Annotated in this window: 15 protein-coding genes; 5 read left to right on the forward strand and 10 right to left on the reverse strand. The window is 73.2% G+C overall.

What is annotated here, in order from left to right; translation table 11 throughout:
* Nucleotides 1-8 precede the first annotated feature (8 nt).
* Genes CXR44_RS27920 through CXR44_RS27940 form a run of 5 tightly spaced genes read right to left on the reverse strand, consistent with a single transcriptional unit; the run spans nucleotide 9 to nucleotide 9022 of the window.
* A complete protein-coding gene (locus CXR44_RS27920; RefSeq protein WP_101789100.1) occupies nucleotides 9-3461 on the reverse strand; it encodes a hypothetical protein in 3453 nt (1150 codons plus the stop codon).
* Nucleotides 3458-4270 (reverse strand): carbohydrate ABC transporter permease, encoded by an 813-nt coding sequence (locus CXR44_RS27925; protein ID WP_245899465.1) that lies wholly within the window; start codon nucleotides 4268-4270, stop codon nucleotides 3458-3460. The genes CXR44_RS27920 and CXR44_RS27925 overlap by 4 nt, the downstream gene beginning before the upstream one ends.
* Nucleotides 4267-5199 (reverse strand): carbohydrate ABC transporter permease, encoded by a 933-nt coding sequence (locus CXR44_RS27930; RefSeq protein WP_245899466.1) that lies wholly within the window; start codon nucleotides 5197-5199, stop codon nucleotides 4267-4269. Before CXR44_RS27930 ends, CXR44_RS27925 begins: the two co-directional genes overlap by 4 nt.
* Nucleotides 5196-6506: an extracellular solute-binding protein gene (locus CXR44_RS27935; RefSeq protein ID WP_245899468.1), complete on the reverse strand. Its 1311-nt coding sequence runs from the start codon at nucleotides 6504-6506 to the stop codon at nucleotides 5196-5198. Before CXR44_RS27935 ends, CXR44_RS27930 begins: the two co-directional genes overlap by 4 nt.
* Nucleotides 6503-9022, reverse strand: a complete 2520-nt coding sequence (locus CXR44_RS27940) for a glycoside hydrolase family 78 protein (RefSeq protein WP_101789102.1) — start codon at nucleotides 9020-9022, stop codon at nucleotides 6503-6505. The genes CXR44_RS27935 and CXR44_RS27940 overlap by 4 nt, the downstream gene beginning before the upstream one ends.
* A gap of 136 nt (nucleotides 9023-9158) precedes the next feature.
* Between CXR44_RS27940 and CXR44_RS27945 the strand changes: the two genes are divergently transcribed.
* The 4 genes from CXR44_RS27945 to CXR44_RS27960 all read left to right on the forward strand — a co-directional run bounded on the left by CXR44_RS27945 (nucleotide 9159) and on the right by CXR44_RS27960 (nucleotide 14023).
* Nucleotides 9159-9944 carry a DeoR/GlpR family DNA-binding transcription regulator gene (locus tag CXR44_RS27945; protein WP_219602019.1) on the forward strand — a complete coding sequence of 262 codons (786 nt, stop codon included), beginning with the start codon at nucleotides 9159-9161 and terminating at the stop codon, nucleotides 9942-9944.
* Between the two features lie 96 nt (nucleotides 9945-10040).
* On the forward strand, nucleotides 10041-11609 hold the full coding sequence (locus CXR44_RS27950; protein ID WP_101789103.1) for an alkaline phosphatase D family protein: 1569 nt from the start codon (nucleotides 10041-10043) through the stop codon (nucleotides 11607-11609).
* Nucleotides 11610-11624: 15 nt separating this feature from the next.
* Complete coding sequence (locus CXR44_RS27955) at nucleotides 11625-12533, forward strand: discoidin domain-containing protein (RefSeq protein WP_180903732.1); 909 nt, start codon at nucleotides 11625-11627, stop codon at nucleotides 12531-12533.
* Between the two features lie 62 nt (nucleotides 12534-12595).
* Entirely contained in the window at nucleotides 12596-14023 is a 1428-nt protein-coding gene (locus CXR44_RS27960; protein WP_245899470.1) for an L-fucose/L-arabinose isomerase family protein, read from the forward strand.
* Between the two features lie 119 nt (nucleotides 14024-14142).
* On the opposite strand, the gene CXR44_RS27965 is transcribed toward CXR44_RS27960, so the two are convergent.
* From CXR44_RS27965 to CXR44_RS27975, 3 genes are all read right to left on the reverse strand, one after another.
* Entirely contained in the window at nucleotides 14143-17235 is a 3093-nt protein-coding gene (locus CXR44_RS27965; RefSeq protein ID WP_180903733.1) for an AfsR/SARP family transcriptional regulator, read from the reverse strand.
* A 249-nt stretch (nucleotides 17236-17484) separates the two neighbouring features.
* Nucleotides 17485-18939 carry an MFS transporter gene (locus CXR44_RS27970; RefSeq protein ID WP_245899472.1) on the reverse strand — a complete coding sequence of 485 codons (1455 nt, stop codon included), beginning with the start codon at nucleotides 18937-18939 and terminating at the stop codon, nucleotides 17485-17487.
* Entirely contained in the window at nucleotides 18936-20429 is a 1494-nt protein-coding gene (locus CXR44_RS27975; protein WP_180903734.1) for an aminotransferase class III-fold pyridoxal phosphate-dependent enzyme, read from the reverse strand. The genes CXR44_RS27970 and CXR44_RS27975 overlap by 4 nt, the downstream gene beginning before the upstream one ends.
* A 177-nt stretch (nucleotides 20430-20606) precedes the next feature.
* On the opposite strand from CXR44_RS27975, the gene CXR44_RS27980 reads away from it, so the two are divergent.
* Nucleotides 20607-21191, forward strand: a complete 585-nt coding sequence (locus CXR44_RS27980; protein ID WP_101789108.1) for a GNAT family N-acetyltransferase — start codon at nucleotides 20607-20609, stop codon at nucleotides 21189-21191.
* A 31-nt stretch (nucleotides 21192-21222) separates the two neighbouring features.
* On the opposite strand, the gene CXR44_RS39700 is transcribed toward CXR44_RS27980, so the two are convergent.
* Both CXR44_RS39700 and CXR44_RS39705 read right to left on the reverse strand, forming a co-directional pair.
* Nucleotides 21223-21360 (reverse strand): hypothetical protein, encoded by a 138-nt coding sequence (locus CXR44_RS39700; RefSeq protein WP_180903735.1) that lies wholly within the window; start codon nucleotides 21358-21360, stop codon nucleotides 21223-21225.
* 83 nt (nucleotides 21361-21443) lie between these two features.
* Nucleotides 21444-21683: a hypothetical protein gene (locus tag CXR44_RS39705; RefSeq protein ID WP_180903736.1), complete on the reverse strand. Its 240-nt coding sequence runs from the start codon at nucleotides 21681-21683 to the stop codon at nucleotides 21444-21446.
* Nucleotides 21684-21773: the final 90 nt, after the last annotated feature.

Here is a 21773-nt window from a genome sequence, read left to right on the forward strand (position 1 = left end):
GAGGCGGCTCAGGAGGCCAGGAGGAGGCGGACCGGGCCGAACAGGCCGGTGCTGCGCTGGCCCGGGAAGACGAAGTGCGTCGGGCTCACCTCGTCCAGGTAGGGGCCGAGGGTGCCGAGGACGAGCACCTCGATCGTGTTGTCGCCGTCGTCCAGCCGGACGTCGAAGGTGTACGGCGAGCACACCCTGATCCCGCACGGCCGCCCGTTCACCGTCACCTCGGCCGTGCCGCGGACCCGGCCCAGGTCGACCAGGCCGGGCCCCGCCGCCGCGCGGACCGTGGTGCGGTAGCGGACGCCGCCGCTGTAGCCCTCCAGCCCGTGGTCCTCCCAGTCGCCGAGCCGCATGCGGCCCGGCCCGCAGGCGAACCGGACGGGCCCGGACAGCGCCGCCCCCGCCTGCGCGCCGGGGACCGTCGTCACCCACAGCTCGTCGCCGCGGACCTCCACCGGCCCGGCCGCGTCCACCTCGATCCCGGTCACGCCGGGCGGCGGGTCGAACAGCAGACGCTCGACCCCCGGCCGGCTGCCCGGCACCGCGAACACGGCGGGCAGCGCCGTCGGGCGCCCGTCCAGCCAGCCGGCCTCGGGCAGCGGGTGCGGCCGCGTGCGCAGCCACAGGGCGGCCGGATCGCCGTGCTGGCGCCTCCGCACCCGGACGCCCGCCGCCCAGCCCGGGCCGGACACGGCCAGCCCGTCGGTCAGCACCCAGCCGTCCGACTCCACCGTGATCGTGTTGTCGCCCGGCCGCAGCAGGTGGGCGACGTCGTAGCGGCGCACGCGGGGGATGTCCGCCTCGGCGTACGGGTCGAAGCCGCCCTGCCTGCCCGCCTCCTCGCCGTTGACCAGCACCCGGCAGAACGCGGTCGAGGCCACCTGGAGCACCTCGTACGGCGGCCCGCCCACGCGCACGGTCGTCTCCAGCGGCGAGCCGGCGATCCACTCCGGCCACGCCGCGTCGGCCGGATCGGCCAGCAGGCAGACGTGCGCGCGCAGGTCGTGCTCCTCGTCCGGGACGAGCAGCAGGTCCAGCGCGTACGTCCCGGGCGGCACCGGCGCGCGCGAGACGGCGGCGTACCCGGCGTCGTTGAGGGGCACCTCCGCGCCGTCCAGCCGGACGGTCTTCGCCGCGCCGGCGCCGACCGCCAGCCAGCCGCCGGGCCCCGGCGGCACGGTGAGCACGCTGCGGAAGCGGGCCCGCCCGCCGGCGGGGACCGGGCCGAAGGCGAGGAACTCCACCGGCACGTGCCCCTTCGGGCCGAGCGTCGGGCGATGGATCGGGTCCTTGCGCAGCCCGCGCGAGGCCGACCAGACGGCCGGGGTCCACGGCCCGTCGTCCACCCGCTGCTCGCCGCGCGGGCCGAAGGTGGCGTGCACCGGCTCGCCGTCCGGCGTCCGCAGCGTCCAGCGCTCCACGGCCGCCCGGGCGCCGAAGTCCGACCAGGTGTCGTCCAGGGTCGGCACCAGCTCGACGTCCCACTCGTCGCCGAGGTCGACCGCGGCGTGGTACGACGGGCGGGGCGGCGCGGGCGCTGCCTGCCCGCCCGGCCCCCCGCCCGTCTGTCCGCCGCCGAACACCAGCAGCGCGGCGGGGCCGTCGTCGAACGGCACGACCACCTCCACCGCGTCGCCGTCCACCGTGTACGGCAGCGCCCGCGTCCCGCCGCCGAACAGGCCGGCGAGCAGCGGTGTCCCGGAGACCCCTCGGACCCTGACCCGCATCTCGCGGGCGTACCGGCCGGGGTCGAAGTCGATGGCGGCGTCCAGCCAGCCCAGCTCCACGCCGCGCTCCTCGGGCCGGCCCACGCCGATCCGGCTGGCCATGGGGAACGCGGCCGTGAGGAAGACCAGCGTGGTGTCGCCGACCTCCCGGACCAGCGGCGGCACCGGCGCCTCCACCCGCCGGGGGAGCCCGGCCAGCGCCTCGCCCAGGTCCTCGCCCGACGCCGCGAAGCGGGCGGTGCCGGCGTCGAACGCGGCCCGCAGGACCGGCGCGTCCGGCAGCGCGCCCACCGCCACGAGCAGCCCGCCGCCCGCGGCGAACTCCGCGAGCCGGGCCGCGACGTCCTCGTCCAGGGTCGTGACGGCGGGGAGCACCACGGCCCGGTAGGCCTCGGTGGAGACCGTCAGCCGCCCGTCCGCCACGGCGGCGCGGCGGACCGAGTCGTCGTCGATCACGTCGGCGTCCAGGCAGAGCCGGTCCAGCACGCCGGGCGCGGTGGCGAACCAGGCCATGTCGCCCACGAGCTCCCGGTAGACCTCGTGCGCCCGCACCGCCTCGCCCGCCGGCTCGGCCCCGCCGTCGGCCGGGGTACCGGCCTGCGCGGTCGCGGTGGGCAGCAGGACGGCCACGTCGCAGGCGTGGCGGCCCAGCGACAGGGCCGCGCACAGGCGGGTCACGGCGTCGGCGAAGACGCGGTGGTGCCGCCAGTACGGCTGGCGCCAGTCGGTGGACGGCGGCGCCCACTCCCACCAGCCGCGCCGGGTCGTGTAGTAGACGGCGTGCGGGTTGTAGAGGGTGGCGCCCGCGCGCAGCCACGGCAGCAGCCAGTCGAGGGTCTCCTCCAGCGTGCCGCCCCAGCCGCTGGAGTGGAACGCCTCGATCCAGGTGCGCGACCGGCCGTACAGGTGGGCGAGGGAGGAGTGCAGCCGCGCGTCGCCGTGGTGGTCGGAGCCGGGGGCGCCGAACCAGCGGTGCGTACGGGCGTAGTCGGCGTAGAGGCGCACCCCGTCGACGGGATGCCCGGCGCGGGCCGGATCCTGCTGGTCGCAGCCGCCGATGAGCCCGTTGCGCCGGTGCCACTCGGCAAGCGGGCGGAAGAACGCCTCCTCCGCAAGCTCGGCGCGGGTGCGCTGGTAGGCCAGCCAGTCAGGGTCGGCCAGGGAGAACTCCGCGCCGCGCCGGGCCGCGTACTCCCGGGCGAAGGACGCCGACCAGGTCGGCAGGGTCGGCAGCTCGTCCTGGAACGACCCGGCGATCACCGAGCCGAACCAGTGGCCGACCCGGCGCTCGAACTCGCCGTGCACCCGGTCCAGCAGCGTGGCGCACGCCTCGCGGGACAGGTAGTCGAAGCCCCGCCTCGTGATCGACCCGTCGGCCGCCAGCCACTGCCCGGCGAAGTCCGGGTTCTCCTGGACGAGGCGGGCCTGCAGGTCGGCGCCGGAGAAGCCGAGCTGGTCGTAGAACCACAGGAAGGCGCCCAGTTCGTGCGCGTCGGCGCAGACCTGGTCGAGCAGCTCCCACCAGGCGGGCGACAGGAAGGGCGGGTCGTCGGCGTCGGCGCCGAAGAGCGGGCCCGACGGCGCCAGGTTGAGGATGACGAGGTTGCGCACGCCTCCCGCCACCAGGCGCTCCATCTGCCAGCGCAGCCGGTCCCGGCGCAGCGGCTCGCCGCTCCACCACCAGATGGCCGCCGGGCTGTGGGAGGCGGGCGGGTCGCGCAGGACGTCGAAGAGGTTCATCCCTTGAGCCCGCTGGAGAAGCCCTTGATGACGTAGCGCTGGAGCAGCAGGAAGATCAGCACGATCGGCAGCGCGCCGAGGACCAGCCCGGCGAAGACCAGGCCGTGGTCGGAGACGTACTGGCCGACGAAGGCGAAGACGCTCACCGGGACCGTCTCGAACCCGGAGCCGCCCAGGTACAGCAGCGGGGTGAAGAAGTCGTTCCAGACGAAGACGGCGTTGAGGATCAGCACCGTGCCGGTGATCGGCCGCAGCAGCGGGAAGACCACGCGGGTGAAGGCGGTCAGATGGGAGGCCCCGTCGATCTGGGCGGCGCTGGCGTAGTCGCGGGGCAGCGCGCGGATGAAACCGGTGTAGAGGAACACGGTGAAGGGGAGCTGGATGCCGGTGTAGAAGAGGATCATCCCGGTGTGCGTGCCGAGCAGGCCGAGATCGTTGACCAGCTCGTAGAGCGGGATCATGCCGAGCTGGAACGGCAGCACGATGCCCAGCAGGAACAGGATGTACAGGCCGTAGCCCAGCCGGCTGTGCGCCCGCGCCAGGAAGTAGGCGGCGAACGAGCCGAGCGCCACCAGCGCGACCAGGCTGACCACGGTGATCACCGTGCTGTTGACCAGCGACGGCCCGAGCGCCGCGGCCGACCACGCCTTGCCGAAGTTGTCCAGGGTGGGCGGGGCTGGCAGGGCCAGCGGGGTCTGCGAGATCTGCGCGGGGTCCTTCAGCGACAGCGAGATCAGGATGTAGACGGGGAACATGAACGCGACCGCCACCGCGACCATGACGATCTCCAGCACGAACGTCCTTCTCACGAGGCCACCTCCCGGCTGCGCAGATAGGAGATCTGGACGAGGGAGACCGCCGCCACGAACAGCGCCAGGACCAGCGCGATCGCGGTGCTGTAGCCGAACTTGCCGAACACGAACGCCTGCTTGTACAGCACCGTGGACAGCGTCTCGGTGGCGTAGCCGGGGCCGCCGTTCGTCGCGGCGAAGACCTGGTCGAACAGCTTGAGCCCGCCGATCGTGGACAGCATCAGGTTGATCGTCACCGCGGGCGCCAGCATCGGCCAGGTGACGTAGCGGAAGCGCTGGAAGGTGCCGGCGCCGTCGATCATCGCCGCCTCGTGCAGCTCCTTGGGCACTCCCTCCAGCCCGGCCAGGAAGATGACCATGGAGTACCCGGCGTACTGCCACACCACCATGCCGGCGATCGACCACAGAGCCACGGAGGGGTCGCCCAGCCAGTCGATCCGCAGGCCGAGGAGCCCGTTCAGACCGGCCGACGGGTCGGGGTTGTAGACGTACTTCCACAGGAAGGCCACCATCACGGGGCTGACGACCACGGGCGAGAAGAAGACCACCCGTAGCACGGCCCGGCTGCGCAGCCTGGCGTGCACGCCGAGTGCCAGCAGCAGCCCCACGCCGTTCTGCACGGCCACGATCGCCAGGGTCAGCAGCAGCGTGTTGCCGATCGAGCCCATGGCCTGCTCGTCGTCCAGCAGCGCCAGGAAGTTGGCCGCTCCGACGAAGGACATGTCCTGCCCGATGCCGCTCCAGTCGGTGAAGGCGTACACCACGCCGGCGGCGGCCGGGTAGAGCACCACCGCCGCGTAGACCAGCAGGGCCGGCGCGGCGAACAGCCAGGACGGGGAGGAGGCGCTGAAGCGCCGCAGCCCGCCCGGCCGCGCGGCGGGGGCCGGGCGCGACCGGGGCGGCTTGTCGACAGTCAGATGAGTCACTTGCGGTACGCCTCGTCCATCTTCTTCAGCGCCTCGTCCACCGTCGCCTTGCCGGAGAGCAGCTCCTGGACCACCGCGAAGTGGACCGGCTGCACCTCGGCGTTGGGCCAGCGCTGGTCCATGAACGGCACCGCGCGGTCCTTGGTGAACGGCAGGAACGACTCCACCGCCGGGTCGATGGTCGAGCCGGCGTCCTGGGTGAGCGGGATCGCGGAGATCGCCTTGGCCCAGGCGTTGATGTTCTCCTGCTTGCCGAGGAAGTCGACGAACGCCTTGGCCTCCTCGACGTTCTTGCCCTTGGCGTTGACGCCCAGCCCGACGACCACGCCTGCGGGGATCCACACGGACGCCGCGTCGTCGGCCCCGGGCAGCGGGAACATCGACAGGTCGTCCGGCGAGGAGGCGGCCTTGCGGAAGTCCGGCAGCACGGCCGACACCTGGATCGCCATGGCCGCCTTGCCGGTGGCGACCATGGAGGTCTGCTGCTCGAACGTGGTGCCGTTCGGGTTGTCGTTGAAGAAGCCGCGCTTCTGCAGCTCCAGGTACATCTCCATGGCCTGGCGCCAGCCGGAGTCGGCGAAGCTGGCCTGCCCGGCGAGCTGCTTGTCGTCGAAGGTCGGGTCCTTGGCGTAGACGGTCGAGGGGACCAGCGCGTACGTGATGAGCTGGGTGACCCACGGTGTCTGCGCGCCCAGCGCGATGGGCACCACACCGGCCTTCTTCAGCTTGCCGCACAGCGCCAGGAACTCGCTCCACGTGGTCGGCGGCTGCTCGACGCCGGCCTTCTCGAAGACCTTCTTGTTGTAGACCGCGCCGATGACCGAGGACCCGGCCGAGTACATGTAGGTCTTGCCGTCGAGCTGGAAGGCCGGCTTGAACCCGGTGGGGATCGTCGCCGCCCATGCCTGCGCGGACAGGTCGGCCAACAGCCCGGCCCCGGCGATCTGGCTCATCGACATCGCGCTGCCGTTGCCGGGATACACCACGTGCAGGTCGGGCGCGTTGCCCGCGCCGAGCTGGGTGCGCAGCGAGGTCTGCACCTGGTCGGTGGGCGCGTAGGAGGGTGTCAGCCGCACCGACGGCTTGGCCTGCTGGTAGCCGGCCAGCACGGCGTCCATCGGCGCCTTCTGGTCGGACACCCCGACGAACTTCAGCTCGGTCGCGCTCTGGCCACCGGTGGTGGTGGTCGTGGTCTGCGGCCGGGTCGAGCAGGCGGTGGTGGCGACCGCGGCCGCGGCGAGGCCGCCCATCATGCGGAAGAACTGGGCGCGGCTCACCCGGGCGTTGCGCAGGTCGGTCATGGTCATGTCTCCTGGGTCGAGCGGAAGAGATGGTCCCCCGAGGGCACGTGATGGGTCTGGCCGTCAGGCAGGTGAACGGTGGCGGTGGCGCCGGGCGGGACGGTCACGGCGAGGTCGAAGGCGCCGCCGGCGCGCTTCCACGACACCGCGATCCGGCCGCGCACCGACTCGTAGGAGGCCCGGGCCCAGGTCAGGTCGCCGGGCAGTGGACGGATCACCAGCTCGCGCCAGGCCACCGAATCGGGTGCCTGGCCGATGCCGGCCACGCCGCCGTACAGCCAGGCGCCGATCGAGCCGAACGCGTAGTGGTTGAAGGAGTTCATGGACGGCGCGCCCGCGCCGTCCCAGCGTTCCCAGACCGTGGTGGCGCCGTTGCGCACCTGGTGGAGCCACGACGGGGGGTCGGTGCGGCGCAGCAGCGCGTGCGCCAGGTCGGCTCGGCCGTGCTCGGACAGCACCGGGCAGAGCAGGCCGACGCCGAGGAAGCCGGTCTGCGGGCCGTGCCGCTCGACCAGTTCGGCCAGCCGCCGCGCGGCCGGGGCGGTCTGCTCCGGCGGCAGCAGGCCGAAGGCGAGGGCCAGCAGGTAGCCGGTCTGGGTGTCGCCCACCAGCCGGCCCGGCGCTCGTAAGAACGTTTTAATGAAGGCCGTGCCGATGTCCTCCGCCAGCCGGCGAAGGCGCTCGGCGTCGGCGGTGCGGCCGTGCACGGCGGCGGCCCGGGCGGTCAGGTCGGCGCTGCGGTGGAAGAAGGCCGTGGCCAGCAGCTCGCGCGGGGTGGCCGGGCCGGGCGCCAGCCAGTCGGCGTAGTGCGGGCCGGTCCTCGCGCGCCAGATCAAGTCGGGGTTGTGGCGGTGCACGAGGTCCACCCACGCGGCCATCGAGTCCACGTCGAGGAAGGCGGGATCGCCGTACACCTGGTACAGGTGCCAGGGGACGAGCACGCCCGCGTCCGCCCAGCCGGGCGCGCCCTCCTCGGCGACGCCGCTGAGCCGGGGAGCCACGTTGGGGAAGCCGCCGTCGGGGGTCTGCGCGTCGCGCACGTCGCGCAGCCACTTGGCGAAGAACGCGGCGACGTCGGCGTTGAAGCAGGCCGTCGGCAGGAACACCTGCGCGTCGGCCATCCAGCCCAGCCGCTCGTCACGCTGCGGGCAGTCGGTCGGCACGCTGACGAAGTTGCCGCGCTGGCCCCACTCGATGTTCCGCCACAGCCGGTTGATCTCCGGGTCGGAGCACTCGAACGCGCCGGTCCACGACATGTCGCTGTGCAGCACGACGGCCGACACCTCGACCGGCTCCGCCGTCCCGCTGATCTCGGCGTAGCGGAAGCCGTGGTAGGTGAAGCCGGGCTCGAACACCGTGGCGGGACCCGCGCTGACGAGCACGTCGGTCGCGTCGGCCGTGCGCAGGTTGGCGGTGTCGAGCCGCCCGGCGCCGTCCAGTGTCTCGGCGTGCCTGATGGTCACCGTCGTCCCGGGCTCCGCCTCCGGCATGGTCAGGCGGAGCCGGCCCGCCAGGTTCTGCCCGAAGTCGACGAGGTGCGTGGCGGGGCCGAGCCGGGTGACGGCGACCGGGGCGATCCGGCGCATCCGCCTGACCGGCTCGTCCGGCGCGGGCGCCAGGACCGTGTGGTCGTGGCCCGTCACGACGACCGGCCGCCAGGCGGAGTCGTCGAAGCCGGGCCGGTCCCAGCCGGGCGTGGCCGCGCGCAGGTCGTGGCACTCGCCCTTGAGCAGGTCGGCGTAGCGGACGTGGCCGGGGGCCACGCGCCAGGTGGCGTCGGTGCCGACCACCTCCGCCGAGCCGTCGGCGTAGGTCAGGTGCAGTTCGGCGATGAGCTCGGGGAAGCGGCCGTAGTGGTAGCCGGGCCGGCGCGGGTCGAATCCCACGTAGCCGCTCCACCAGCCGTCGGCGAGCGTGACGCCGAGGACGTTCTCCCCCTCGGTGATCCACCGCGTCACGTCCAGGGTCTGGTACTGGATGCGCTTGCGGTAGTCGGTCCACCCGGGGGTGAGCAGCCCGTCGCCCGCCCGGTGACCGTTGACGGCGGCCTCGTAGAGCCCCTTGGCGCTGATGTGCAGCCGGGCGGCGGTCACGGGGGAGCGGGTGTGGAAGGCGCGGCGGAGCTGGGGGCAGGGCAGCAGGCCGTGGTCGGGCAGCGCCAGCTCGCCCTCGGTGGGCGGGTCGACGTGCTCCACGGCGTCGGGGTCGGCCGCGATCCAGGCCGCCGACCAGGCGTCGAGCCCGGTCTCGAACCACGAGCGGGCGGTGCCGGGCACGCCGTCGCGGCCCCACAGCGTCACCTGCCAGTCGTAGCGGGTGCCGGGACGCAGCGGCGGCCCGTCGTACCGGGTGCCGACCGCGGCCGGGTCCGTCACGCGGCCGCTGGACCAGACGCCGTCCACCTCCACCTGGAAGGAGACCGGGTCGGCTCCGCGCAGCCGCCAGGACAGCAGAGGGAAACCGGACACGCCCAGCGGGGTCGTGCGATGGTCGCACCGCAGACCGTAGGGCAGCGCACTCAAGGCCCACCTCCGACCGTCAGGGATTGTTATCTTCACTAAGGCTTTGTTAAAAAGCCGGGTTTCAGGGAGGGTACGAGTCGCCCGAGAGGGGTGTCAAGGTTATGATTCGCGACCGTCCGGGCGAGATAGGGGCTCAGTGAACACGCGGCAGCACACGTCGAACAGGACGGCCCGGCGGCACGGCATGGCCGAGCACATCGTGCGGCAGGGCTCGGCCTCGGTCACCGACCTGGCTGAGATCTTCTCAGTCAGCGTGATGACCGTCCACCGGGATCTCGACGAGCTGGAACGTCAGGGCATGGTGCGCAAGGTCCGCGGCGGCGCCACCGCCCAGGCCTCCAACGTCTTCGAGAGCAACATCGCCTACCGGCTCAAGGCGCACACGGCCGAGAAGGACGCGATCGGCCGGCTGGTCGCGGAGCTCATCGAGCTGGGCGGCTCCGTCATGCTCGACGACTCCACCACGGCGCTCGCCGTCGCCCGCCACCTGAGGGAGTCGGCGCCGCTGACGGTGCTGACCAACTTCCTGGAGATCATCAGGCTGCTGGTGGACAGCCCCGACATCCGGCTTATCGCGCTCGGGGGCGAATATCACAGCACGCATGACTCGTTCCTCGGCCTCGGCTGCGTGGACGCGGTGGAGGCGGTGAGCGCCGACGCGGTCGTGGTGTCCACCTCGGCCGTCTCCGAGCGGTACGCCTTCCACCAGGAGCAGGAGATCGTGCTGGTCAAACGGGCGATGCTGCGGTCGGGCAGGCGTCGCATCCTGGCCGTCGACCACTCCAAACTCGCCCGGGTCGCGCTGCACCGGGTGGCGCCGCTCGACGAGTTCGACGACATCGTGGTCGACTCCCGCGCCCCCGCCGAGACGCTGCAGCGGCTGCGCGACCACCACGGCAACGTCCGGGTGGCCCAGATGTAACGCCGGATGGGTGTCTTTTTAACGCAACTCTTGTTAAGAGCTCGGCTGCCTGTTACAAAGTGGGGACCCCCACCCCCTCGCAGCCAAGGAACCGCCATGCACGGTGCCTCCCGCCGCTCCTTACTCCGTTTCGGTGGCGCGGCGATCGCCCTGGCCTTCACCACCAACCTCGCCGATCCGTGGACGGCCCGCGCCTCGATCAGGGGCGACTACCCCTTCCAGCTCGGCGTCGCCTCCGGTGACCCGCTGCCCGACCGGGTGATCCTCTGGACGCGCCTGGCCGTCCGGCCGCTGGAGCCGCTCGGCGGCCTGCCGTACAACAAGATCAAGGTTGACTGGGAGATCGCCGAGGACGAGGCGTTCACCCGCCGCGCCGGCCACGGCTCCGCCTGGGCCCGCCCCGAGTACGGGCACGCCGTGCACGTGGACGCCACGGGGCTGCGGCCCGGCCGGGAGTACTTCTACCGGTTCCGCGCCGGCACCGAGATCAGCCCCGTCGGCAGGACCAAGACCGCCCCGGCCCCCGGCAGCAGCCCTGACGCGCTGCGGCTGGCCTTCGCCTCCTGCGCGCTGTGGCAGGACGGCTTCTACACCGCCTACCGGCACCTGGCCGACGAGAACCCCGACGTCGTCCTCCACCTCGGCGACTACGTCTACGAGTACGGCATCCTGCCCACCGGCGGAGCGCGCCGCACCGCCGTTCCCGAGCAGTTCCGGGTGCAGTGCGACACCCTCGACCGCTTCCGCGTCCAGTACGGCCTCTACAAGAGCGACCCCGACCTGCAGGCCGCCCACCAGCGGGCGCCGTGGATCGTCACATGGGACGACCACGAGGTGCTCGACAACTGGGCGGGCCGCCACGGCCCGGGCGGCGAGGTGACCGAACAGGACTACCTGGTCATCCGCGCCAACGCCTTCCGCGCCTACTGGGAGAACCTGCCGCTGCGGGTGCCCGCCGTGACCGGGCCCGACGCCCGGCTGCACCGCCGCTTCACCTTCGGCGACCTCGCCGAGATCAACGTGCTCGACACCCGCCAGTACCGCGACGACCAGGTCTGCGGCGACGGCCAGCAGACCGGCTGTGCCGAACGGCTCGACCCGGCCCGGCAGATGCTCGGCGCCGAGCAGGAGAAGTGGCTGCTCGACGGCCTCGGAGCGTCCCGCGCCCGGTGGAACGTGCTCGCCCAGCAGATCGCCATGATGCAGCTCGACTTCGACCCCGGGCCCGCCCAGCGGCTCAGCATGGACCTCTGGGACGGCTACAAGGCCGCCAAGGACCGCGTGCTCCAGGGCATGCTCGACCGCCAGGTGCGCAACCCCGTGGTGCTCACCGGCGACATCCACTACAACCTGGCGGGCGAGCTCAAGGCCGACTTCGACGACCCGGCCTCACGCACGGTCGGCGTGGAGTTCGTCGGCACCTCGATCAGCAGCGGCGGCAACGGCAACGCCGGCACGGGACTGCCGCCGGGCGGCAGCGACCCGGTCAACCCGCACCTCAGGTTCTCCAGCTACCAGCGCGGCTACGTGTCCTGCGAGGTCACCCGGGACCAGTGGCGGACCGACTACAAGGTCATCCCCTACGTGGACCGGCCGGGCGCCCCGGTCTCCACCCGGGCCAGCCTGGTGACGCTCGACGGCGCCCCCGGCCTGCAGGCACTCTGAGAGGAAGGAACGATCATGCGTCACCTCGCCGCCGCGCTCGCCGTCGCCGCCGTCACCGTCCTGGCCGGTCCCGCCGCGGGCGCCGCCGCCACCGGGAACGAGCCCCCGGCCCCCACCACGAAGCCCTCCTCCGGGTCCACCACCCCCGGCCCCGGCTCCAAGGGCGTGACCCCGATCGCCGGCACGGACCGGCTGGTCGCCCCGCTCGGCGTGGACCCCGCCTGCCCCGCCCGGATGGAGATCGGCATGCGCGGCGAGACCGGCAGGGCCCGCTTCGCCGACCTGTTCGTGGACGTCGACCCGCCCCTGGGCGTGTCCCGCTCGATGCTGTCCAGCTACCTGCCGCCCGGTCACGACGTGGGCGCGAAGCTGCTCGTCGCCGTCCCCCCGGACACCCCCGAAGGCACGTACGACCTGCGCCTGCGCGCCTCCCGCCGGACACTCACCGTGCCCGTCGAGGTGGTCGCCCTCGACCGGCTCGACAACGGCGGCAACCACGCGCTGCGGCGGCCGGTCACCGCCTCCTCCCAGCACACCAACGCCAACTACCCGCCCTGCAGCGTCGTCGACGGAGACCCGGGCTCCAACAGCTGGGCCGGTGGCAACGGCTGGAACGACGCCACCGCCAGGGCCTGGCCGGACACCCTTGCCATCGACCTGGGCGGGCCGAAGCAGGTCTCCCGCGTGGACCTGTACACCCTCGACACCGAGCGCTACCCGGCGTCGAGGGTGGGGCTGCGCGACTGGGACGTCCAGACCGGCCTGGCCGGCCAGTGGCGGACGGTGGCGCAGGTGCGCGGCAACACCGCCGGCAGCGTCCGGTCCGACTTCCCGGCCGTCAGCGCCGACGCCGTCCGCATCGTCGCGCTGGCCTCGAACGGCGCCAACGACTACACGCGCGTCATCGAGGTCGAGGTGCGCTGACAGCCGGGATCACAGAAAGGGTCCCGATAGGGATCACAGTCGGGATCATGAAAGGGATCTTCGTGAGCACATACCCCCGCGTCACCCCGAGACGCACCAAGGTCGGCCTGGTCGCCGGCGGGCTCGGCGCCTACTGGCCCCAGTTCCCCGATCTGCTGCCCCAGCTGCGGCGCTCGTCCGCCCGGGTGGCCGAACGGATGCGGGAGCTGGACTGCGAGGTGGTCGACGTCGGCTTCATCTCCGACGCCCAGGAGGGCGCCGCGGCGGCCGAACGGCTGCGCGAGGCGGGCTGCGACCTCATCGTCGGCTTCCTCACCACCTACATGACCGCCACCATGCTGGTGCCCGTGGCGCAGCGCAGCGGCGCGCCGGTGCTGCTCATCAACCTGCAGCCCACCGAGTCGATGGAGCACGCCACCTTCGACACCGGGCAGTGGCTCGCCTACTGCGGCGCCTGCCCGCTGCCGGAGATGGCCAACGCCTTCATGCGCTGCGGCATCCCGTTCCGGTCCGTCTCCGGCTACCTGGAGGACGAGCGGGCGTGGCAGAAGATCTCCCGGTGGGTGCGGGCGGCGGGTGTCCGGGCCGCGCTCCGGCACGGGCGGCACGGCCTCATGGGCCACCTCTACCCGGGCATGCTCGACGTGGCCACGGACCTCACGCTGGTCAGCGCCAATCTCGGCGGGCACGTCGAGGTGCTGGAGTTCGACGACCTGCGCGTACGGGTGGAGAAGGTGACCGACGCCGAGGCCGAGGAGCGCACGCGGGTCGCCCGCGACGTCTTCGAGCTGGCCGACTCGGTCAACGAGGAGGACCTGTCCTGGGCCGCCCGCGTCTCGGTCGGGCTGGATCGGCTGGTGGCCGACTTCGAGCTGGACAGCCTGGCCTACTACCACCGGGGGCTCGACGGAGAGATCCACGAGCGGCTCGGCGCCGGCATGATCCTCGGCGCGTCCCTGCTCACCGCCCGGGGCGTGCCGGCCGCCGGCGAGTACGAGCTGCGCACCTCACTGGCCATGCTGATCATGGACCGGCTGGGCGGCGGCGGCTCGTTCACCGAGCTGCAGGCGCTCGACTTCGCCCGGGGTCATGTGGAGATGGGCCATGACGGTCCGGCCCACCTGGCGATCAGCTCGCGCCGCCCGCTGCTGCGCGGCCTCGGCGTCTACCACGGCAAGCGCGGCTGGGGCGTGTCGGTCGAGTTCGACGTCACCCAGGGGCCCGTCACCGCGTTCGGCCTGCGTCAGGCCCGCGACGGGCGCTTCGGGTTCGTCGTCTCGGAGGGCGAGGTCGTGTCCGGCCCGCTGCTGCAGATCGGCAACACCACCTCCCGGGTGGACTTCGGCTGCGACCCGGGGGAGTGGACCGACGCCTGGAGCGCCAGCGGGATCTCCCACCACTGGGCCCTCGGCACCGGTCACCGGGCGGCCGACCTGCGGGCCGTGGCGGACTTGCTCGACGTGGACTTCGTGCCCGTCCAGCCCGCCTGACACCCGTACGGGCCCGGCCCCGCCACCCGGCCCCGCCACCCGGCCTCCGCACCCGCCTACGGGTCCCGGCCCGGCTTCCCCCGGCCCGGCCTACGAGCCCGGCCGGGCCGCCGGGCCGGTCAGGCGGCGCTGCACGGGTCCGCCAGCACCGGGTCGGCCAGCACCGGGTCGGCCAGCACGGGGTCGGCCGGCACCGGGTCGGGCGGCGGCTCGCCCGCGCGGCCGCCGGACGGCCGCCGGGAGCCCGCGCAGGCGACGGGCGGGTGCTGGTAACCCCCCAGCGCGGCGCGCGCCCTGGTCAGCACCCGCGCCCCGCGTCCACGCGCCTGGGCGGCGCCCAGGTCGTCCAGCCGGACGAGCGTGGGCTGCAGGAGGTTCACCGCGTCGCGCGGCCGTCCTGACGCGAGATGGATCTCCGCCTGCAGGCAGGCGAGCTCGGCCTCGCCGCACGCGTCACCGAGCCGCGCGAACACCCGCCGGCCGGTCTCGGCCAGGCTCATCGCCTCCGCGTGCCGTCCCCGGCGCAGCTCCACCGCGCCCAGGAGTTCGAGGGGGCGCGCCTCGCCGTACCGGTCGCCGACGCCGGGCAGCCCGCGCGCCTCGCGGGCCAGCCGGTGCGCCGCCTCCACGTCGCCGTCGCGCAGGGAGCACCAGCCCAGCCGGTTCAGCGCCACCGCCTCGAACCGCGTCTCGCCCAGGTCGCGGGACCGGTCCAGCACCTCCCGGTAGACCTCCCCGGCCTCGGACCCGTGGCCCAGGGCGAGCAGCGTGTCGGCGGTGGCGGCGAGGGCCAGCGTCTCGGCGTGGGCGTCGTCGGCCGACCTGGCCAGGTCGAGGGCCTGCCGGGACAGCTCCCGCGCCTCCTCAGGCGCGGCGCGCAGCGTCGTCACGTGCGACTGCGCGGCCAGGGCGTAGGCCAGCTCCCGATGCGCGCGCAACCTGCGGAAGGCGGCGGCGCACCGGGCGAGCAGGCCGTGCGACTCGCCGATCCGGCCGCCCCGGATCATCAGCGTGGCGCGGGAGTACTCGGCGCGCCAGCCGATCAGCTCGTCGCCGTGGCCCCAGCCGCTCTCCCGGACGGTGACGGCCGACTGGGCCAGCTCCGACAGGTCGTCGCGGTGCCTGGCGAGCGAGGTGACGGCCTCCACCAGCCGCGCCGCCCGCCCGTACCAGCCGTACGCGTGGCACTGCCGGGCCAGGTCGAGCAGCCGGGCGCGCTCGGCCGCCAGCCATCGCCAGGGGCGGGACTCCACGTGGGCCGTGCCGGGCGAGGGCAGCGCCACCTCGCCGCCCGACTGCGGCGGGAGCTGGCCCACCGCCCGCGGCAGCCGCCGCGCGGCCCGTACGGCGAGGCCGAGCAGGGCGTCCACGTAGCGGCCCATGGCCGCCTCGACGGCCTGCGGGCTCTCCTGCTCGGCCAGGCCGGCGGCGTACAGGGCGGACAGCGGGTGCAGGCGGTAGACGGGATCGCCCATCGCGTTGAGCCCGGCCGGTTCGAGCAGGCTGGCCTCGATCAGGCGGTCGACGGTCCGCTCGTCACCGTCGTCGGACAGCACGGCGACCGTCCACGGCTCGATCTCGGCGTCGCGCAGCAGCCCCAGCCGGCGGAAGGCGACCCGGGCGGGCGGGTCGAGCGCGAGGTAGCTCCGCTCCAGGCTGCGCCGCATGCCGAGGTCACCCATCTCCAGCTCGTCCAGCAGGCGCCGGTCGTCCAGCCGCTCGGCGAAGGCCGTCAGGCTCACCGCGGGCTGCGCGGCCAGCCGCGCGCCGGCGATCCGCAGGGCCAGTGGCAGGTGACCGAACGCGGCGGCGACGCGTCTGGCGGCCTCGGGCTCCCGGGCGATCCGCCTGGCCCCCACCAGGGTCCGCAGCAGCCGGTACGACTCGCACTCCTCCAGGCTCGTCAGCCGCACGGCGAAGGCGCCCGCCAGGGTGGACAGCAGGCGCCTGCTGGTGATCACCACGGCGCATCCGGGGGTGCCGGGCAGCAGTGGCCGCACCTGCTCGGCATCGAGCGCGTCGTCGAGCACGAGCAGCACGCGCCGGTCGGCCAGGCGGGAGCGGAACATGGCCGCGCGCTGCTCGTGGCCCTCCGGGATGATCGACGGGCTCACGCCCGTCGCCTGCAGCAGCTCGGCCAGGATCTCCGCAGCGTCGCGGGGCCGGTCGCCGGTCCCGCCGAGCCGCGCGTACAGCTGGCCGTCGGGGAAGCGGGCCTGGACGCGGTGCGCCAGCTGGACGGCCAGCGCGGTCTTGCCGACCCCGGGCGGGCCGGTCACGACCACGATCGAGGTCGCCGTCGGGCGGTCGCGGGCGAGGAAGTCGTCGGCGTCGCGCAGGGGGGCGTCCCGTCCGACGAAGTCGCCGGCCCCGCCGGGGAGCTGGCGCGGCACCGTCCAGAGGGCGACCGTCGCGAGCGGCTCGACGGCCAGGTCGTAGCGGACGGGGCGGGTGGCCAGCGCGGGGTCGCCGGTCAGCACCGCGTGATGCAGTCGTCTCAGCTCGTCGCCGGCGTCGAGGCCGTACTCGCGCCGCAGCACGGCCGAGACGGACGCGTAGGCGTTCAGCGCCTCGACCTGCCGGCCGCACCGGAACAACGCCACCATCAGCTGCCCGCACAGGTGCTCGCGCAGCGGATACTTCGCCACCAGACGGCGCAGGTCCGGGACGATCTGGGCGTGGTTGCCCAGGGCGAGCTCGATGTCGAAGCGCCGGTGCAGCGCCCGGAACCACTCCTCGGTGAGCTGCGGCACCTCGTCGCGCTGCAGGGAGTCGGACGACACGTCCACGAGCGGCGCGCCCCGCCACAGCTCCAGCCCCTGCTGCAGGAGGCCGAGCTCGGTGAGGAGGTCCCCGGCGGCCTCGGCGCGGGCCGCGCGCTCCATCAGGGCCCGGTGGTGGAGGAGGTCGAGCTCCTCCACGGCGACCTCGATGAGGTAGCCCCCGGGAGTGGTGTGGATGGTCCTGCGGTCACCGGAGTAGTCGCCCAGGGCGCTGCGCAGCCGGGCCATGTGCGTCTGCAGGGAGGCGCGGGTGTAGCGGGGCATCCGGTCCTGCCAGAGCAGCTCGGTGAGCTCGTCGGCCAGGACGACCTGGTTGGCGGATAACAGAAGTTTCGCCAGAATTATCCTCTGCTTGGCCGCGTTAATCGTGATGGTGTGATTTCCGCGCCGTGCGTGCAGCGGTCCCAGAATTCCGAACCGTGTTGCCATCTCCATGTGAAGAAACCCCCGGGTTCGGCGTCAGTGCCGGCTCGTGAGCATGGCTCATATGAGCATCGTGCATTTCCCCATTTCGGTGGTGCTGGAGCGGAGCGGTGTCCATGGCAAGATCGAAAGCCGCCCGCGAGGAATCCTAGCCTCTGGACGAGTCTTTTGCATGACGGGATTGAGTCGAATGTATGCGCTTTTTTCGGTCAAACACATTTCTGGTGTGAGAAGCTCCGAATAATGCGCCGGGCGTCACGGCTTCCCGGGCGGCGGCGCCGCGGCGCGCGTTCTTCCGGGCAGGAGCGGCACCAACAGGAGCGCGGCGAGGAACACCGCCGGGACGTAGCAGAGCGCGCGCCAGGCGGCGTCCACCCACACGGGCGGGTCCGGCGCTCCGGGCCCCGCCAGCCCGAAGAACAGCGCACCGATGATCGCCACCCCCGCGGCCCCGCCGAGCTGGATCGTCGCGTTGGCGACGCCCGACCCGGCGCCCGCGTCGGCCGCCGGCACCTCGGCCAGGACGAGGTCCACCAGGATGGGCACGAGGAGACCCATGCCGAGCCCCGCCACGGCCAGACAGGCGAAGACCTGCCACGACGCCGTCGCCGAGCCCTGCCGCGCGATCACCAGGACCAGAGCCGACATGCCGGCGCCCATCAGGCACAGCCCGCCGCCGACGAGCCGGCGGCCCATGCGGGGCCCGTGCCTGACGGCCAGGTTCGCGGTCACGCCCAGGCCCACCGTCCACCCGAAGCCGGTCAGCGCCATGCGCAGCGGGCTCCAGCCGTGCGCGATCTGGAACCCCCACACCAGGACGAGGAAGTACGCGGTGACGCCGGAGAAGACGAGCATCAACAGCACGGACCCGGCGGCGAACGAGCGGTTGGCCAGCAGCGCCGGCGGCACCAGCGGCGAATCGTCGCCGCGCCGGCGCTGGTGCAGCCAGAACAGGGCGAACAACGGCACCGAGCCGGCCATCGACCAGAGGCACCAGGCCGGCCAGCCCAGCTCCCGCCCCTGCACCAGGGGGAACATCAGCGCCACCGAGGCGAGGCCGAGCAGCAGCACGCCGCCCAGATCCAGCCGGAGCGGGCGGTCGGACCTCGACTCCGGCAGCACCCGGGCGGCGCCGGCCAGGGCGAGCACGCCGAGCGGGACGTTCACCCAGAAGATCCACCGCCAGCCGGGCCCCGCCGTGAGCAGGGCGCCCGCGAGCGGCCCCATGACGGCGGCCACCGGGATGACGACGCCGAACAGGCCCATCGCCCTGACCCGCTCGCCGGGCGGGAACATCACCTGGATGACCGACAACGCCTGCGGCACCATCAGCGCGGCGAAGGCCCCCTGCAGCGACCGCGCGCCGACCATCATCTCCCCGCTCTGGGCGAGGCCGGCCAGGGCCGAGGAGACGGTGAAGCCGGCGACGCCCGCCAGGAACACCTTCCTGCGCCCGGCGATGTCCCCGAGCCGGCCGCCGGTGACCAGCAGCAGCGCGAAGGCCAGCGCGTAGCCGCCGACCACCCACTGCCCGATCGAGTAGCCCGCCCCGGTGTCCCGCTGGATGGCGGGCAGCGCCACGTTCACGATCGTCACGTCGAGCTGGTCCATGAACGTGGCCGCCAGGACGATGAACAGGGCCAGCCACCGGCGGGGGTGCGCACTGGGCTGCGCGCCGGTCTCCTGCGCCGTCCCCGACCGGTCGGTCACCGGGCCGCCGCGCCGGCTGTGAGGTCGAGGGGGAAGCCGTTGCGCCGCATCGTGAGCATGCTGTCGGTGACCGCCGCCACCACGGTCTCGATGTCCGCCTTGTCGTGCGCGCCCCCGGTGAAGAACACCGGGGAGTTCAGCGTGTAGACGCCCCGCAGGCGCAGCATGAGGCTCAGCAGCGACAGCGCCGGGTTCACCGCTCCGGCGTACTCCCGGTAGTCGGTGAAGGACTCCTTGGGCAGCAGCTGGAAGCCGCCCATGAAGTCGCCGAAACCCGTCAGCCACAGCGGGATGCCGTGCTCGGCCCGGAAGACGGCGAGCCGCTCGCGGATGAGCGTCACCTTGGCCCGGGTCTCGGCGTAGTACTCCTCGCCCTTGTCCCGCAGTAGGCTGAGGGTCGCGTACGAGGCGCACAGCGCCAGGTGATTGGCGGTGTGCGTGCCGGCCACGGACACCCTGCCGCCGAGGTCCGCGGCGTACCGGCCGCTCGTCCGCGCGCGCTCCATGATCTCCCCACGGCCGCCGACCGCGGAGATCGGGATGGCCAGGCCGCTCATGACCTTGCCGTAGCAGTACAGGTCCGCGGGGATGTCGAACGCCCGCGCCGCGCCGCCGGGGCCGAACCGGAAGCCCGTGAGCACCTCGTCGAGGACGACGGGAACACCCAGCCGCCGGCAGGTGAGCGCGACCTCCCTCGTCGTCGGCACGGTGACCTCCGGGAAGGGGAAGGCCGACAGCGCCGGTTCGGCCAGCACGCAGGCCAGCTCTGCCGCGTGCCGTTCGATCAGCTCCACGGCGGCGGCCGTGTCGTTGGGCAGGACGAGCAGGTCGTCCGGGCCCGCCGTGGGGACGCCGGGCTCGAACGGCGTCCGCCCGACGCCGTCCGGGCCGATCGGGGGGAAGGGGACGGCCGGGTGGCCGTGGTACCAGAAGGCGCTGTTGTGCACCGCCAGGTCGTACGACCCGTGGACGGCGCCTTCGAACTTGGCGACCATGCGGCGCCCGGTGTGGGCGCGGGCGAGCTTGACGGCGGTGCGCACCGCCTCCGTGCCCGAGTTGAGGAACGCGAACTGCTCGCAGTGCGGCACGAACTCCCGCATCAGCAGGGCCAGGTCGCGTTCGAGCGGGTGCAGGTTGCCGTTGCCGACGCCGGTCCGCATCCGGTCCCGCACGTACGCCACGACCGGCTCGGGGTTGTGGCCGTGCAGGGACTGCGTGCTGAAGCCCAGGTGGCAGTCGATGTACTCGTTGCCGTCGACGTCCACGATCCTGCCCCCGCTCGCCTCGGCCATGGCGGGAGGCAGCTGGGGGGACAGGAAGGGCCGCAGCATGTGGCTGGCGGGGTGCAGCGAGCGCACCTCCTCCACGACCGCGCCGGAACCGGGTTGACGGGCCCGCACCTCCTGGAAGAGGTCCTTGACCCACTGCTGTCCGAGCAGGTCGTGCATGGCGTTTCGGACCTGGGGCGCGGCGTCCGGGCGTGCGCTCATGGTTCTCCTAGCTTGTCGCGAGGCGGTGCCGCAGCCCATGGTCACCCGGTGGCCTAGAGCCCGGCTCAAGTGCCGCTGGTGGACGGCGCGGAGGAGAAAAGGGGGTGCCGACGGTCGAGAGGCTTCGTTACCGTTGCGGGGACCGGCGTCGCACGCGCCGGGAGGAGACGCCCTGACATGACGATCACCTGGCGCCGGCTCGGCGAGCACGACTTCCCGCTGCTGCGGCGGTGGCTGGAGCAGCCGCACGTGGCCCGGTGGTGGAACCACGAGACCTCGGCCGAGGCGGTGGCGCGCGACTTCGGCGGCGCGGCGCGGGGCGAGGAGCCGTCGGAGGACCTGCTCGTGCTTCTCGACGGGCGCCCGCTCGGCCTGGTGCAGCGCTGCCGCCTGGCCGACTACCCCGGCTACCGCGACGAGCTGGCCGCCGTCACCGCCGTGCCCGACGGGGCGGTGACCATCGACTACCTCATCGGCGAGCCGGAGCAGACGGGGCGCGGCCTCGGCCCGGCGGTGATCCGCGCGGTGGTCGAGCGGACGTGGCGGGAACTACCGGATGCCACCTGTGTGCTGGTCCCCGTGCCGGTCGCCAACCGCGCGTCGTGGCGGGCGCTGGAGAAGGCCGGGCTGCGCCGGGTCGCCGAGGGCGAACTGGAGCCCGACAACCCCGTCGACGACCGCGCCCACTACCTCTATCGGGTGGACCGGCCGGCTCAGGACATCGCCTCGTCCGGTCAGGGCAGGCCGGCTCGGCGAGGGTGAGGGTCGAGGGCGCACGCGCCGGCGTCCGCCGTCATCTCGGGCCGCCGACGTTCAGCAGGATCATCATGCCGACCAGGGCCAGGAGCGAGACCACCAGCAACCCGGTCAACGCCAGGATCAGCCTCCTGACCCAGACCTGCCGTCTCCGGCCCGACCCGCGTCTCAGCATCCCCGGTGACTTCCTGAGAATGCAGCACTCAACCTCGGCCTCCCGTTGGCTCGATCGTCATCCGAACATGATCATCTCCATGTTTACCCCATGATCCAAACCAATGTCACAGCTTCAGTTGACATCTCGTCCGTGGCCCGGCGCGCGGCCGCACCCGCACGGGGCCGGCGCCGGGCCCGTGGACGCCGATCGAGGTCGACGATTCCGTCCAGGATCTCGTCCTCGTCGGCCACGTGGTGGTGGAGCGACATCGCCTCGACCCCGAGGTGCTCGGCCACCTTGCGCATGGTGACCGAGCCGACGTACGGACTGGTTCGCGTCACTATCCAATGATGCGATTGACCGGATCGTTTCCGGGTAGGAGAGGCGGCTGGCGCGTCTCAGGCTCGGACGGCGGAGTGATGATGAGCACG

The sequence above is a fragment of the Nonomuraea indica genome (genome assembly GCF_002850745.1).
Classification (GTDB): Bacteria; Actinomycetota; Actinomycetes; order Streptosporangiales; family Streptosporangiaceae; genus Nonomuraea; species Nonomuraea indica.

What these genes read in the sequence shown, in the direction of transcription:
- CXR44_RS27980 (WP_101789108.1), top strand. Translation starts at nt 20,607, where the DNA reads ATGACGATCACCTGGCGCCGGCTCGGCGAGCACGACTTCCCGCTGCTG.
- CXR44_RS27965 (WP_180903733.1), bottom strand. Translation starts at nt 17,235, where the DNA reads ATGGCAACACGGTTCGGAATTCTGGGACCGCTGCACGCACGGCGCGGA.
- CXR44_RS39700 (WP_180903735.1), bottom strand. Translation starts at nt 21,360, where the DNA reads ATGCTGAGACGCGGGTCGGGCCGGAGACGGCAGGTCTGGGTCAGGAGG.
- CXR44_RS27920 (WP_101789100.1), bottom strand. Translation starts at nt 3,461, where the DNA reads ATGAACCTCTTCGACGTCCTGCGCGACCCGCCCGCCTCCCACAGCCCG.
- CXR44_RS27955 (WP_180903732.1), top strand. Translation starts at nt 11,625, where the DNA reads ATGCGTCACCTCGCCGCCGCGCTCGCCGTCGCCGCCGTCACCGTCCTG.
- CXR44_RS27950 (WP_101789103.1), top strand. Translation starts at nt 10,041, where the DNA reads ATGCACGGTGCCTCCCGCCGCTCCTTACTCCGTTTCGGTGGCGCGGCG.
- CXR44_RS27935 (WP_245899468.1), bottom strand. Translation starts at nt 6,506, where the DNA reads ATGACCATGACCGACCTGCGCAACGCCCGGGTGAGCCGCGCCCAGTTC.
- CXR44_RS27975 (WP_180903734.1), bottom strand. Translation starts at nt 20,429, where the DNA reads ATGAGCGCACGCCCGGACGCCGCGCCCCAGGTCCGAAACGCCATGCAC.